The sequence below is a fragment of the Paraburkholderia sp. WS6 genome, assembly GCF_030464835.1.
Lineage (GTDB): Bacteria > Pseudomonadota > Gammaproteobacteria > Burkholderiales > Burkholderiaceae > Paraburkholderia > Paraburkholderia madseniana.
This window is the reverse complement of the sequence record NZ_JALQCK010000038.1, coordinates 33,137-48,198: the sequence shown is the minus strand read 5'-3', so window position 1 is coordinate 48,198 and position 15,062 is coordinate 33,137. Positions and strand designations below refer to the sequence as shown.

11 protein-coding genes and 1 pseudogene are annotated in these 15,062 nt (G+C 60.4%); 1 reads left to right on the top strand and 11 read right to left on the bottom strand.

The genetic code is table 11. The annotated features are described in order from the left end of the window. Positions 1-168 precede the first annotated feature (168 nt). A complete protein-coding gene (locus tag M0D64_RS33510; RefSeq protein ID WP_054039606.1) occupies positions 169-390 on the top strand; it encodes a hypothetical protein in 222 nt (73 codons plus the stop codon). A 125-nt stretch (positions 391-515) separates the two neighbouring features. Here the strand turns inward: M0D64_RS33510 and M0D64_RS33505 are convergent, their stop codons facing one another. The 11 genes and pseudogenes from M0D64_RS33505 to M0D64_RS33455 all read right to left on the bottom strand — a co-directional run. Next, positions 516-1,829 carry an MFS family transporter gene (locus M0D64_RS33505; protein ID WP_266260962.1) on the bottom strand — a complete coding sequence of 438 codons (1,314 nt, stop codon included), beginning with the start codon at positions 1,827-1,829 and terminating at the stop codon, positions 516-518. A 187-nt stretch (positions 1,830-2,016) separates the two neighbouring features. Continuing rightward, positions 2,017-2,496, bottom strand: a complete 480-nt coding sequence (locus tag M0D64_RS33500; protein WP_266260961.1) for a hypothetical protein — start codon at positions 2,494-2,496, stop codon at positions 2,017-2,019. Beyond that, entirely contained in the window at positions 2,474-2,941 is a 468-nt protein-coding gene (locus tag M0D64_RS33495; RefSeq protein WP_266260960.1) for a nucleotidyltransferase domain-containing protein, read from the bottom strand. The genes M0D64_RS33500 and M0D64_RS33495 overlap by 23 nt, the downstream gene beginning before the upstream one ends. A 276-nt stretch (positions 2,942-3,217) precedes the next feature. Beyond that, positions 3,218-4,270: a GSU2403 family nucleotidyltransferase fold protein gene (locus M0D64_RS33490; protein ID WP_266260959.1), complete on the bottom strand. Its 1,053-nt coding sequence runs from the start codon at positions 4,268-4,270 to the stop codon at positions 3,218-3,220. Between the two features lie 199 nt (positions 4,271-4,469). Further along, entirely contained in the window at positions 4,470-6,188 is a 1,719-nt protein-coding gene (locus tag M0D64_RS33485; protein ID WP_266260958.1) for a SpoVR family protein, read from the bottom strand. Then, positions 6,185-7,456 (bottom strand): YeaH/YhbH family protein, encoded by a 1,272-nt coding sequence (locus M0D64_RS33480; RefSeq protein ID WP_168435845.1) that lies wholly within the window; start codon positions 7,454-7,456, stop codon positions 6,185-6,187. Before M0D64_RS33480 ends, M0D64_RS33485 begins: the two co-directional genes overlap by 4 nt. Positions 7,457-7,643: 187 nt before the next feature. Next, positions 7,644-9,566 (bottom strand): PrkA family serine protein kinase, encoded by a 1,923-nt coding sequence (locus M0D64_RS33475; protein WP_154563799.1) that lies wholly within the window; start codon positions 9,564-9,566, stop codon positions 7,644-7,646. 817 nt (positions 9,567-10,383) lie between these two features. Further along, positions 10,384-11,145 (bottom strand): hydratase, encoded by a 762-nt coding sequence (locus M0D64_RS33470; protein WP_171927570.1) that lies wholly within the window; start codon positions 11,143-11,145, stop codon positions 10,384-10,386. A gap of 316 nt (positions 11,146-11,461) precedes the next feature. Then, complete coding sequence (locus M0D64_RS33465; protein ID WP_266260957.1) at positions 11,462-13,228, bottom strand: methyl-accepting chemotaxis protein; 1,767 nt, start codon at positions 13,226-13,228, stop codon at positions 11,462-11,464. A gap of 459 nt (positions 13,229-13,687) precedes the next feature. After that, entirely contained in the window at positions 13,688-14,728 is a 1,041-nt protein-coding gene (locus M0D64_RS33460; RefSeq protein ID WP_154563791.1) for a LacI family DNA-binding transcriptional regulator, read from the bottom strand. A gap of 107 nt (positions 14,729-14,835) precedes the next feature. Further along, a pseudogene (locus tag M0D64_RS33455) lies at positions 14,836-14,959 on the bottom strand (ABC transporter permease); the annotation flags it as partial. Positions 14,960-15,062: the final 103 nt, after the last annotated feature.

The following is a 15,062-nucleotide window of genomic DNA, read 5'->3' as shown; positions in this document are numbered from 1 at the left end:
TCACATTAGCAGCGACGCAGCGCGCTCCGAACCAAGAAATGCTCCTGTAATAAGCGCGTTTTCTGCTAAGCATCCACTCATTAGCAAACGTGTATTTGTCGCTTGGGCTTGCACGCGCGACTGATTAGGATGGGCCTCGAAGCGTCATCAGCCCGGAGGTTAATCGCCATGTCCGACAGTGCCTGTTTCAAGCCGCGTGTGATCGAGCCGGTCGTCGTCAATCAGCCGGAAGGATTGGGGCTTGCCGTGGAGTTGTGGCTTGCGCATCCCGTCGATGGGATCGCAGGGCGCGCCGTGCAGATTCATCTGCGCAGCGATGCGAAGATGGCGCAAGCCGAGTCGCTGCGCGACCTGCTTCATGCGCTGGGAACGGAGATTGTGGTGGCTTGAGCGTGTGCTTCGCGCCGTGCTTGCGGGCGGGATAAAAAAACGGCGGCCGGGTTGTTCCGAGCCGCCGTTCTCAAAGAGCGCTCATGCGCGCTGTTCGAGCGTATCGCTGAAGCTGAATTTCAAGCTCAAGGCTCGTGACGCAGATAGCCTTCTTTCGAAGGATCGCGCATGCGCAGCGACACGAGACCTGCGATCGCGCACAGCGCGGTCACATACCAGTAGAACGTGGACTCGCTGCCCACCGATTTCAGCCACAGCGCGACGTATTCCGCCGAACCGCCGAAGATCGCATTGGCCACCGCATACGACAGACCCACGCCGAGCGCGCGCACTTCCGGCGGGAACATTTCAGCCTTGATCAGGCCGCTGATCGACGTATAGAAGCTGACGATCGCCAGTGCCACGACGACAAGGCCGAAGGCCGCATACGGGCTCGTCACGTCTTTCAACGCGTGCAGCAGCGGCACCGTGCCGATGGTCGCAAAGAAGCCGAAGAACAGCATCGAACGACGGCGGCCGATGCGATCCGACAACGCGCCGAACGCCGGTTGCATGATCATGTAGACGAACAGCGCCGCGGTCATCACGTTGCTGGCCGTCTTGGCGTGCATACCGGCCGTGTTGACCAGGTACTTCTGCATGTACGTCGTGAACGTGTAAAAAATCAGCGAGCCGCCGGCCGTAAAGCCGAGCACCGTCGCGAACGCACCCTTGTGCTGCCACAAGCCGCGCAGCGTGCCGGCTTCCTTGCGTTGGCGCGTTTCAGCCGTGGTCGTTTCTTCGAGCGATTTACGCAGATACAGCGCGACCAGCGCCGCCAACGCACCGATCACGAACGGCACGCGCCAGCCCCACGCTTTCAGTTCTTCGGTGGAGAGGGTTTGTTGCAGGACCACCAGCACCAGCAGCGCGCACAACTGGCCGCCGATGAGCGTGACGTACTGGAACGACGCGAAGAACCCGCGACGGCCCTTGAGCGCGACTTCACTCATATAGGTGGCGCTGGTGCCGTACTCACCGCCCACCGACAGGCCCTGGAACAGGCGCGCGACCAGCAGCAGCGCCGGCGCCAATGCGCCGATCTGCGCATACGTGGGCAACACGGCGATTACGAGCGAGCCACCGCACATCATGAACACCGACACCATCATCGCGGTCTTGCGTCCGTGCTTGTCGGCGAGCCGGCCGAAGAACCAGCCGCCGATCGGGCGCATCAGGAAGCCCGCGGCGAAGACGCCGGCGGTGTTGAGCAACTGCGTGGTGGTGTTGCCGCTCGGGAAGAAGGCCGGCGCGAAATACAGCGCGCAGAACGAGTACACGTAGAAGTCGAACCACTCGACTAGATTGCCCGATGAAGCGCCAACGATCGCGAAGATGCGGCGGCGGGTGTCGTGTGCGTCGTAAGTCCTGGCCACGGTTTGGTCGGATAGGTCGGTCATGCTGTTGTCTTCCTTGTCTTTTAACGGAGGTAGCGGTCGTGGCGCCGCCTTCACAACACGCGCATCGAGGTGCCGCGATGGCACCTATAGCGCGCGTGCGCGAATTTTACAGAATGGCAAGGGAAAGATGGGGGGTTGTTAGGGGCAACGGGGCACTGGGCGGCATGATGCTGCAGCGCGGCATCAGTTATGGCTTGTCGGCTTTCAGCGCGTACCAGCTTGGCCATTGCTGCCTGATCAGTGCCTTGACGTTGCCCACACTCGCGATCAGGTCTTCGACAGCCTTAACCGACGGCGGCGGCGCAGGCGATTCATAGATTTTCTCGTTGCGTTGCCGCGCGGCGTATTCAATCTCCGAACGGTCGTCGAGATCGAGGTCCGGTTTGACGTGATCGAGCAAGGTTCCGATTACCTTAATACGGTGGCCATCCCCGCCGCCTGGCGCCAGGCCATGGATGTAAATAAATCCAACCGCCAACGCGTGCACCGCTTCATAGGCATTGGCATAGCGCACGATGTGCGAATGTCTGTCGTCCTTTGCCGCCTGGAAAAACGACGCGGCGTTGCGGCGAAACTGCACGGCGTTCGCCGCGGTGAACGGCGTCTTACGGACGTACGCGGCGTTGAGCATGCCGGTTAGCTTTTCAGTCAGTTGAAGTGGAAACATCGAGCATGATTTTCGGGCCTTGATCGATTGACTCTAGCACGGGATCCGAGCGGCGCTTTTGCTCCCACTCATGCTCCGGGTACACGCTCACGTGGATTTCCCTGCCAAGCGCCTCACCTGCCACGTCGAGTTCGCGTTGCACGCGGCCGAGACGCGCGTCGCCGATCACCATGACGTCGATGTCACTAGCGGACCCAGCCGTTCCAGCGGCCATCGAGCCGAAGATGAACGCGTACTTTATTTTGTCGCTGATCATGGCCAGCGCGCGCTCGATCGGCTCCTTCAGGCCAAAGCTCTTGACCGCGATTTGTCGCAGCTCCGGGTAAAGCGGATGCTGAGTGTTCGCCTGGTAAAGCGCACGTCCGCCGGACTGCTGAAGGACCACGTCACCTGCAAGCAATTTCGCGACGAAGTCCTGAGTGGAGCTTCGGCCGCCGCCGCTCAACTCGAACAATTCAGAAAGCGAATAAGCGCGTTCCGGGTTCAGAACAAACGCGCCCAGAATGCGCTGCTGTTTAGGTGTGAGAAGAAAGTCCGCGAGCATCAAATACCCTTTTTCGGTACTTTGTTACCGGAAATCGGTATTTGAAATTAAATACCGGAAACCGGTAAAATAGTACCGTTTTCCGGTAAAAGACGCAATGCGACGGCGGCATCGCGCATGTTGTCATCGAGCACCGAGAACAGACGCATCTCGCGGATCAGATGCGGCGGATGTCGCTCATCCCGAGAGGCTCGTTGCAAGCTCTTCGAGCCCGGCTTCGTGAGCGTCGCGCATTAACGCTTCGACTTCAGGCAAGGTGCGGCGCACAAGTGCGCGCGCCGATCGCGGAAGTTCGGCGCAGGCGTCTTCAATGTCGCCAGTGCGATGTTCACCGAGCATGGCCAGCAATACCGACGCCTGACGCACGTCCTTTTGCGACTTGACGAGCGTGTTCGTTCGCAGCCGCGACACGAGTAGTTTGTGAATGGCAAAGCGGGCCGCGTCAGGCACGCGCACGGGCACCGCGCCATGCCGCGACACGAGCGTTCCGGTCTGGGACCGGCCTAGCAGGTAGGCCAGATACGGCAAGCCCGTGGCATGCGCATTGAGCTCGGCCACAGGCACGGTGGGAAACGAGTCGTCATGCGAGGGAACCAGCAAGTCGACATGAAAGCGCGACTTCCCTGCTTCTGTAAACGATGTGGACGCCTCGCCGCGTTTCATGGCAGGGACCGGCACGAAGTTAATTCCAGTCTCCTTGAGCATCGCAAGCAGTCCGCCTTCGGGAAGGTTGACGAGCGCGAGCTGATGCCGGCGCGCGATATCGATATCCTCGGTCTCGTATGAGACGGCCTTGATGCCGAGCGAGTTGAGAATCACGGCGTAAGCGTGCGAGCCGACCAGCACAGCCCCGGCCTCGAACAGGCCGTAATTGTAAAGAACGCCGACGGTAGCGTAGGTTTTGTTGTCGGCCAGTTGAAAACCCAGCTTGTCGAGGTCGCGGATTCGCGAGATGAGATCCTTGCTCAGGTCGATGCGTTGCCGCACCTCCTCTACCCGGCTATCCACCTCTGGATCGCCCTTTGGACCGCCAAGGCTCTCCTCCTGCTTCTTGCCTTCCGGCCCCATGTACTGACGGGCGTAGTAGACAGCCTCGCCCCGTTTATGTTCGATAACCGTTCCGGGCGCGCCCATCAGGACCTTGTCCTGAGTGGCCGCGGCCTGTTCGATGTTGGCGAACTGGGAGCAGTAGGCTTGCTCTTGCTGCTCGTAGAGAGGAAAAGACGGCATGGGATCTTTCAGTAATTTTTTATATTTTACTGAAAAATGCCCGCCCGTGGTTTTTTCAGTACTTTTTCACGAATTACTGAAAAACGGAGGCCAGGCGACCAGCCAGACTCCGAATGACGAAAGCCCCTGTTCGTCATAGACAAACAGGGGCTTCGGACACATCAGAAAACCAGCCTCCACGCGACAAGGCCGAGCGAACTCAAACCCTTATCGCCGGCGGCACATACTTACACTCATACCGCTTCCTCACCGTGCCATTCTCATCGACGCTTTCCAGGTAGACGTCGAACTGCCACAAGCGCGCCATGTGCTTGAGCACTTCATCGCTATCGCCGGACAGATGCCGGTTGTCGCTCATGAAATGCCGCAGCGTCAGACTCCGGTCGCCCCGCGTATTCACCGCCCACACCTGGATATTCGGCTCCCGATGATGCATGTCGTACTGCCGCGACAACGCCTGACGCACGTACTGATACCCGCTGTCGTCATGAATCGCGGACACTTCGAGCGCATCGCGCATGTCGTCGTCGAGCACAGAGAACAGACGCATCTCACGGATCAGATGCGGCGACAGATACTGCGCGACGAAACTCTCGTCCTTGAAGTTGCGCATCGCATAGTGCATTGCCTGCAGCCATGGGCTGCCCGCCAGTTCGGGGAACCACTTGCGGTCCTCCTCCGTCGGCGATTCGCAGATCCGGCGGATATCGCTCATCATCGAAAAGCCGAGCGCATACGGGTTAATGCCGCTGTAGTACGGTTTCGTGACCGGCGGCTGGTAGACCACGTTGCTGTGCGAATGGAGAAACTCCATCATGAAGCCGTCTTCCAGCTTGCCCTGGGCATACATCGTGTTGAGCAAGGTGTAATGCCAGAACGTCGCCCAGCCTTCGTTCATGACCTGGGTTTGCCGCTGCGGATAGAAATACTGGCCGACCTTGCGCACGATGCGGATCACTTCCCGCTCCCACGGCTCGAGCAACGGCGCATTCTTCTCCGCGAAATACAGCAGGTTTTCCTGCGGCTCCGGCGGATAACGCTCCTCGATTTCCTCCGGCAACGGCGTATGCCGCGTCGGCAAGGTGCGCCACAGTTCGTTGACCTGCGATTGCAGATAAGCCTCACGTTCGCGGCGGGCCGCAAACTCCTTTTCCAGCGACAGTTTCTGCGGACGTTTGTAACGGTCCACGCCGTAATTCATCAACGCATGGCACGAATCGAGCAGCTCCTCCACCCGGTCGAGCCCGAAGCGCTCCTCGCACTCCGCGATGTAATTCTTCGCGTAGACGAGGTAATCGATGATCGCGTGTGCATCCGTCCACAGCTTGAACAGATAGTTACCCTTGAAGAACGAATTGTGGCCATAGGCCGCGTGCGCGATGACGAGCGCCTGCATCGTCATCGTGTTCTCTTCCATCAGGTAGGCGATGCAGGGGTTCGAATTGATGACGATCTCGTACGCCAGCCCCATCTGCCCGCGACGGTAGCTCTTTTCGGTGGAGAGAAAGTGTTTGCCGAACGACCAGTGACGGTAGTTCACCGGCATGCCGACGGACGCGTAAGCGTCCATCATCTGTTCGGCGCTGATGAGTTCGAGCTGGATCGGATACACGTCGAGTTCATATTGCTCTGCAACACGGGCAATATGCGAGTCGTACTCTTCGATCAATTCGAAGGTCCAGTCGGACGGGCACGGCAGAGGCCGTCTATCGGCTACGTTCATACGGACTTCCCTTTGCCCCTCAGTGGGCGTTCCGGTGTGTCCCCGTGCTGCAGCGGCGTCGACTGCTCCGGCTGCGGCGGCTCCCGTATCGTCCGCCTTCGCCTCGGCATGCCCCGACTGTTGCTGCTGCGGCACGCCTTTCCCGCGCGCCGGCTGATCGCCGCGCGCTTCGTTGTGCAAGTGCTTTGCCGTCATGAAGACGCCACCTGCTTTTCAAACAACTCCCGAAACACCGGATAAATGTCAGCCGCGGTCTCGACCTTCTTCATCGCCATGTGCGGCTGGCTCAGCGCCAACTGTGCATATTCGAGCCACAAGTTCTGCTCTTCCGGCGTAACCTGGATATACGCAAAATAGCGCACCTTCTCCAGGATGTCATCCGAAAGTATCTTGCGGCACTTGGGCGAATCGTCGGTCCAATTGTCGCCGTCAGAAGCCTGAGCGCCGTAAATATTCCATTCAGTCGGCGAATAACGCTCGTCCATCACCTTCTGCATCAGCTCCAGCGCGCTCGACACCACCGTGCCGCCGCTTTCCGTCGAATGAAAGAACGTGTCTTCGTCGACCTCTTCGGCGCGGGTGTGGTGGCGAATGAACACCACTTCGATCTTTTCGTAGTTACGCTTGAGGAACAGATACAGCAGGATGAAAAAACGCTTGGCGAGATCCTTGCGCTGCTCGTCCATGGACCCGGACACATCCATCAGACAGAACATCACCGCCTGGCTGGACGGCGTAGGCTGCTTCACCCGGTTCACGTAGCGCAGATCGAACGGATCGATAAACGGAATGCGCCAGATGCGCCCGCGCAAATGGTGAATTTCCTCTTCGAGCAGTTTGATCTCCTCGCGACGGTCGTCCGGATCGGCCTTCATCACTTCGAGTTGCCGTTCCATCTCGTGCAACTGATTGACGAGCGGCGCGCCGAGCGCAATCCGGCGGCCGAGTGCGCTGCGCAGCGAACGGACCACGTCGATATTGTTTGGCGTGCCTTCGGCCGCCCAGCCGGCGCGGATACTTTTCCACGTGGGCACGGCCATCAGATGGGTTTTGACGAGACGCGGCAATTCGAGGTCGTCGAAGAAATACTGCATGAATTCTTCGCGGCTCAGCTCGAACACGAAGTCGTCCTGACCCTCGCCCTCGTTGCTCGCCTGGTTGCCCCCGCCTCCGCCGCCGCCCCCTTGCGGGCGCTGGATCTTGTCGCCGCGGATGTAGTCGGAATTGCCCGGATGCACCATTTCCCGCTTGCCGCCGGGACCATGCCGGAACGACGGTTCCGCGATGTCCTTGCGCGGGATGGTGATGCTCTGGGTGTTCTGAATATCCTTGATGCTGCGATCGCGAACCGCTTCCGAGACGGCGCGACGAATGTAGTTTTTAACGCGACGTAAAAAACGCTCGCGGTTTGCAATGCTCTTGTTCTTACCAGCTAACCTGCGGTCGATGATTTGATGAAGCACGCCCGGTCTCCAGTATCGACCGGAGTTGGCGCTTCAGCGCTTACTCCGATCCTATGCAGTCGCAATTTCCGCTGCGCGAGACGCACGTTGCAATAGGCATGTCCGCAAACACAACGCTATGTCCATGCAACTTGCGCTTCGCAAGGTGCCCGCGCGGTCGGACCGCGCGGGCGGCACGCAGTGCGTATCATGACGACTTGCGCACGCGCAGATACCAATCACACAGCAAGCGCACCTGCTTCGGCGTATAGCCCTTCGTCACCATGCGATTGACGAAGTCTTCGTGCTTGCGTTGCTCTTCCGCCGAACCCTTGGCGTTGAACGAAATCACCGGCAACAGCTCTTCCGTGTTCGAGAACATCTTCTTTTCGATCACGACGCGCAGCTTCTCGTAGCTGATCCACGCGGGATTCTTCCCCGCATTCGCAGCCCGCGCACGCAGCACGAAGTTCACGATCTCATTGCGGAAGTCCTTCGGGTTGCTGATGCCCGCAGGTTTCTCGATCTTCTCCAGTTCGGCGTTCAGCGCCGCGCGGTCGAAACTCTCGCCGGTGTCGTGGTCGCGGAACTCCTGATCCTGAATCCAGAAGTCCGCATACGTCACGTAGCGATCGAAAATATTCTGACCATACTCGGAATACGACTCCAGATACGCAGTCTGAATCTCCTTGCCGATGAACTCGGCATAGCGCGACGCCAGCACGTCCTTGATGAACGACAGATACTTCTGCTCAGTTTCCGGTGGGAACTGCTCGCGCTCGATCTGCTGTTCGAGCACGTACATCAAATGCACCGGGTTCGCTGCGACTTCCGTCGAATCGAAGTTGAATACGCGTGACAGGATCTTGAACGCGAAGCGGGTCGACACGCCGGTCATCCCTTCATCCACGCCCGCGAAATCACGATACTCCTGATACGACTTGGCCTTCGGATCTGTGTCCTTGAGATTCTCGCCGTCGTACACCTGCATCTTCGAGAACAGGCTGGAATTTTCCGGCTCCTGCAAGCGCGTGAGCACCGACATCTGCGCCATCATCTTCAACGTACCCGGCGCGCATATCGCACTGGCCAGCGACGAATTGCGCAGCAGCTTCTCGTAGATCTTGACCTCTTCACCGTAGCGCAGGCAGTACGGCACCTTCACAACGAAGATCCGGTCGAGTAGTGCTTCGTTGTTGCGGTTATTTCGGAACGCCTTCCATTCCGACTCGTTCGAGTGGGCGAGGATGATGCCATCGAACGGGATCGCGCCGAAGCCCTCCGTGCCCTTGAAGTTGCCTTCCTGAGTCGCGGTGAGCAGCGGGTGCAAGACCTTGATCGGTGCCTTGAACATTTCGACGAACTCGAGCAAGCCCTGGTTCGCAAGGCACAGGCCACCGGAGTAGCTATATGCGTCCGCATCGTCCTGCGCGTACTGTTCGAGCTTGCGAATGTCGACCTTACCGACCAGCGACGAAATGTCCTGATTGTTTTCGTCACCCGGCTCGGTCTTGGCGATACCGATCTGACGAAGGATCGACGGGTAGCGGCGCACCACGCGGAATTTGCGGATGTCGCCGTTGTATTCGTGCAGGCGCTTCACCGCCCACGGGCTCAGAATGTTTTTCAGGTAGCGGCGTGGAATACCGTATTGCTCTTCGAGGATCGGACCGTCCTCGTCGTAATCGAACAGACCGAGAGGCGACTCGTTCACGGGCGAGCCCTTGATCGAGTAGAACGGCACGCGTTCCATGAGTTGCTTCAGACGTTCCGCGATCGACGATTTACCGCCGCCGACCGGTCCCAGCAGATACAGAATCTGTTTCTTTTCTTCGAGCCCCTGGGCCGAGTGCCGGAAGTAGGCGACCACCTGCTCGATCACTTCTTCCATTCCGTAGAACTCACGGAATGCGGGGTATACCTTGATGACCTTGTTCGCGAAGATACGCGACATGCGCGGATCGTTGCGAGTGTCGATCTGTTCTGGTTCACCGATTGCCGTCAACATGCGTTCGCCAGCCGTAGCGTACGCGGCGGGATTGTCTTTGCAGAGCGCGAGATACTCCTCGAGCGAGAGTTCATCTTCTCGCGTTTTCTCGAAGCGGGTCGCGAAACTGCTGTAGATATCCATGCTACCTCCTCGCCGAAGTCTAGACCGATGTCGTGCGCGGCGCGCTATTCGGAAACGACATCGCTCGAATTCATCCTAAACCCTTTTAAATTTTTTTTCACGAACTACGTTGCGAAAATCGCGCCGTACCCGCCTCCCAACATTCCTCACTTGGAAACACAGATTCGCTCACCTACAATCTTCCGCTCACATCACAGCGAATGTGCAGCGATTGCCGGCCCACGTTGCTGCCTCTCCAGCGCCATCTGCTCGCCATACTGCTCAGCATGGCTCGTCATGCTCCGTTACACGAATCGTCTCGTTCATCGAACGATCTCACTGCTCTACCGGACGGCCTGTCTGCACGCGCACACTTTCTTGCATTGAGCGCGGACGTCATGCGTTTTCTATGCCCGGAACCTTTTTTCATCAACGCGCGGCATCGCCGTTTGGTCTACAGCGACATGCGCTGTGTTACATGTTCGTTCGCCGCGCTGACCTGAGACGCTGTTCACCGACGCATCTGCAAGCAGTTCGTCAACGCGCTGGCGGTATTGTTCCGCACTATTTCGCTTGAAGCAGGGTGTGTTGCCGCCCGCTTGCTGCCCATGCCTGCCTCGCGTAGTAACCGCGTCGGCGATATGGTTAGCCGCATGTATAACTGGATCACGGCAGCGCATCGGGTCGCTTCATAGGTGTATACGGCTAAGCGCGCAGTGCGGATGCTGCGGCAAATGTAAAACGGCCGCCCGTGGGCAGCCGTTTACCTGATGCTTCGTAATCAGCGGTTACAAGCGGACCCTCACAAGCGCGCCGTTACAAGTACACGACGACACGCTCAGGTCAGTTCAATCTCCACTTCCCCAAGGCCGTCGATGTGGCCACGCACGATGCCCGGTTTGTCCACATTGTGCGCACCGACGTATGAACCGGTGGTGAGCGTCCATTCCGGCTCGATGGTGATGCCCATGGCGGCGCAATGGTTGACGAACCACACCAGCAGTTCACGCGGGTCGCCGGCCGGATTACCCGTGGCTTCGGGCACCAGCGAGTTGCCGTCGAAACTCAGCTCGAGCTCGGGCGATACGAAGTCGAAGCTGCGCGCCAGGCCCGCATAGGCAACCGGATGACCGGTGATCAATGCGCCGTTGTTCTGTGCGTCGGCCAGTTGCGCGAGCGGCGCGACATTGGGCCACTCGGCAAAGCGGCTATCGACGATCTCGATGGTCGGCAGCACGACGCCGACCTTCGACAGCACCTCGTCGCGCGCATAAGCCCGGCCGCGCGGCTCGATCGCCTCGGCGAAACGAAAGGCGACCTCCAGCTCCACCAGCACCCGGAAAAAGCCGGTATGGGCCACCCGTCCGGGCGACGGCAGCACCAGCGAAGCCGGAATCGGCGCGCCCGCGGCGGCCCCGCCCGGCGCTCTGGCGCCGATCTTCCACGCGCCCGTCGAGTCGCCGAGGCCCACGATGACGGCCTGCTGGATCGCGTACGCGGTTGCCGCGTCAGGCGGCAGGCTGTCGGGTGGGGGCGCATCGATCGGGCGATGCTGCCGGCGGGCTTCGACGAGGCGGTGCGCGAGGTCGTATGGCGTCATGTCGGTCCTTTATGGCTGGCGCGTTGAGCGTTGGGTTGCCGCGCTGAGTTGCAGCAGTTGGGAAAAGCGGGCTCACGGTCCGCGCGCTGACTGCCTGTCGCGGCAAGGTTGCCGGTACAAGCGGTAGTCGCGCCCGTCAATGTACCGGATCACGACGCTTGCCAGGGTGTAGACAACGCTTGTGAACGTTACTTAGTCCGCAGACCATGAAAAAAGACCGCGGTTGCAGGCGCAATCGCGGTCTTTGTCGTCATGCGGCCGATCCGCACAAGCGTCGTTCCGTCTGATGCATCATCGGGAACGAATGTTGCAACGCTCAGAAGGTTTCCCAATCCTGATCGCCTCCGGCGCTCGCCGTTGCCCGGGCCGGTGTCTTCGTCGGCGCGGCGGCAGCCGGTGCCGGTGTCGCTGCGGGCGCAGCAGGTGTCCTGGCTACCGGGGTGGCTTGTGAGGCGGAATGTGACACCTTCCGTGCCGCCGCCGGGCGAACCGGCGCAGTCACGCGCTTCGGCGCCGCGCTCACCGGCGCCTTGAAGCCACTTTCTTCGAGCTGGAACACCGCGACCGCAGTACGCAGCTTGCCGGCCTGATCTTCGAGCGAAGACGCTGCTGCAGCGGCTTCCTCGACCAGCGCGGCGTTCTGCTGTGTCACCTCGTCCATCTGCGTGACGGCGCGCGCCACCTGGTCGATGCCGCTGCTTTGCTCTTCCGAGGCCGCCGCGATCTCACCCATGATGTCGGTCACGCGCTGCACCGCACCGATGATCTCGGTCATGGTGCGGCCGGCTTCGTCGACCAGCGCCGAGCCGGACTGCACACGTTCCACCGAGGTGTCGATCAGTTCCTTGATTTCCTTGGCCGCCGCCGACGAGCGCTGCGCGAGGCTGCGCACTTCGCCTGCCACCACGGCGAATCCGCGCCCTTCTTCGCCGGCCCGCGCCGCTTCCACTGCCGCATTCAGGGCCAGGATGTTGGTCTGGAACGCAATCCCTTCGATGATCGAGATGATGTCGGCGATCTTCGCCGAACTCTGATTGATGTCGCCCATCGTGCCGACCACCTGGCCGACCACCGCGCTGCCCTTGTTGGCAATCTCGGACGCATTGGCCGCCAGCGAGCTCGCCTGGCGAGCGTTGTCGGCGTTCTGCTTGACCGTGCCGGTCAGCTCTTCCATGCTCGACGCGGTTTCCTGCAGCGCCGACGCCTGCTCTTCCGTTCGCGAGGACAGGTCGATATTGCCGGCCGCGATCTGGCGCGTGGCCGTCGCAATCGATTCACTGCCGCTGCGCACCGTACGCACCGTTTCGGTGAGGCTGCGCTGCATTTTGGCGATGCCTTCGAGCAACTGCCCCATTTCGTCGCGCGAGGTGACCACGACCGGGCGGCGCAGATCGCCAGCGGAGATCGCGTCGAAATGGCCGAGGGCTGCGTCGAGCGGGCGGCCAATCGCGCGGCTGAGCGTCAGGTAGGACAGCACGGCGGCAAGCACGCCGACCAGCAGCGCACCGGCGCTCACCATACGGAACACCTCGAAACTGCTTTGCGCGGAGTCGAAACCTTGCCTGGCCGAGACGAACTGGAACTTGCGCAGCGCGTCATCCGCGGTGGAGAGGTCGTTGTATGCCGCCTGCAAGCGCTTGGCGCCGTCGACGATCTTGCTCTGGTCGTTCGCCGTGACGATTGCCGCAAACGAGTCCAATTGCTGATGCAGCGCGTCGCGTTTGGAGACGACGTCCTGCGCAAGACGGTCTTCCTCGGTGTCGCGCGGCAGATCCATATACTTTTTCCACCACATGTCGGACTCCACGCGCATCGCACGCGCGCGCTCCATCGTCGCCGCCACCTCCGGCGTGCCGAGCATGAACGCGGCCCGGTCGAGCGCCAGCCGTTCGCGCGCCGCATAGAGTTCAGCGTTGCCGATATCGACCGCGCTCGGCATTGCGTTGGTGAACGTGTCCTTGTAAGCGTCATTCGAACGGCTCATGCCGAACAAACCGAAAACGCCGATGGCGACTAGCAGCGCGGCGAGAAAAGCCATCGTGAGGCCAATCCGCGCCTTGATCGTGATGCCTTTGTTCAACATGCTCGTTCCTGTACTTAACAAATGAGAAGCTGCGTGCGCAGCGCGGGGTAGCGTGTGGCTCTGCGTACATGGCGCCGATTTGAGGCCGCGCTCTAATAGTCATGTTTACGGCATCTGATCTGCATACTTGAAGGATTTATATGGTATGAAGAAAGACGTTGTAAGCAATTAGAAGAAATTACAAAGCACTGACAGACCGCGCTCATGCGGATGTCACGCAGCGCTGTTGACATTCAGGGAATTGAATTCAGACGGCTCGGGAGACCGAACGCGGATAGGCGAGACGGATTCAGGCGGGGTTCAAACGGGGTTCAAAACGGAACCCTCCACCAAGGGGAGCAACGGTGCGCTTGAAGGCGGGCACGAAGCACTCGCGCACGATCCATGCATGGCGTAAAAGCGGCATCAAAACCGAACGCGAGGCTTTTCGGCTCGCGCCCGGCAACGCAATCATCGATATCAGGCCGCCAGATCGCGCCTCGCCACGCCGGCCCATGTCGAGGTCGATTCGCGCACGATCAGGCGCGGCGACACGACGCGCCGGCGCCCCAGCGCGCGCGGACTGCCCGACGACGTCCCGGCAATGCGTTCGATCAGCGTCTGCGCGGCCATATCGCCAAGCGCGCGGACCGACTGGCCGACCGTCGAGAGCGCCGGATAGGTGAATCGTCCCAGTTCGATATCGTCGAAACCGATGATCGAGCAATCGCGCGGCACGCTGATATTGCGCTCCGCCGCGGCGCGCAGCGCGCCGATGCCCATCATGTCGTTGCCGGCAAAAATCGCCGACGGCTTCACCGTGTCGAACAGTTGTCCCGCCGCGCGATGGCCGCCCATCCCCGAAAAATCGCTTTCGACAATCGCACCGGCCGGAATCTCGATACCGCGCTCGGTCATGGCGCGGATGAAGCCGTGTACCCGCATGGCGCTCACCGCCGTCTTCACCGGACCGGTGATGCAGCCGATCCGCACGTGCCCCAGCTCCAGCAGATGACGCGTCGCAAGATAGCCGCCCTTCTCGTGGTCGATCTGCACCAGATCCGCGTTCACACCCTCGATATTGCGGTCCACGACGACCAGCGGCTCGCGGGCGTCGGCAAGCGTCTGCGCCAGCACCGCGTCGTCGCCCGCGGAGGCGACGATCAGTCCGTCGATACGCTTTTCCTGCAGTACGCGCAGATAGTTACGCTGCTTGGCCGGATCGTCGTCGGAATTGCAGAAGAACAGGCAGTAGCCGTTGCGCGAGCAACCATCCTCGATACCACGCGCCATCTCCGCGAAATACGGGTTCGTACTGTTCGGCACCACCAGACCGATCGTCGCCGTCGCCCGCGCCTTGAGCGAGCGGGCCACCGCCGACGGTACATAGTGAAGCTGACGGATCGCGTGTTCGACCTTCGCGCGCACGTCGGCCGACACCGGCCGTGAGTTGTTCACCACGTGCGATACCGTCGTGAACGACACGCCTGCCACGGCCGCTACATCCTTGATCGTCGCCATAACCTGTTGCTCTCCTGCCTGTTGTTCCCGCCGGCCACGCCATCTGGCAACCCACCGGACGTCTTCCTCGAAGACAGACCACACCCATGAATACTTGCCTTACCGCACTGATTGGCGATCGCGCCGAACGTCTCGTACGTCAGAAAGGCGATCCGGCAGCGAGAACAGCACGATCATCGCCAGCAGTCCGCCGGCGAGGCTCAGGTAATTCGAAAAGCCGAGCCGCGTGCCGGTCGCCTTGTCGCTTACCTCTGGATTTAACGGCGGCTCAGCAGGTTTCTTGAGCGGTTATTGAATTGACGCGGATTCGCCTGTCTTGTGCCATGCATTCAGC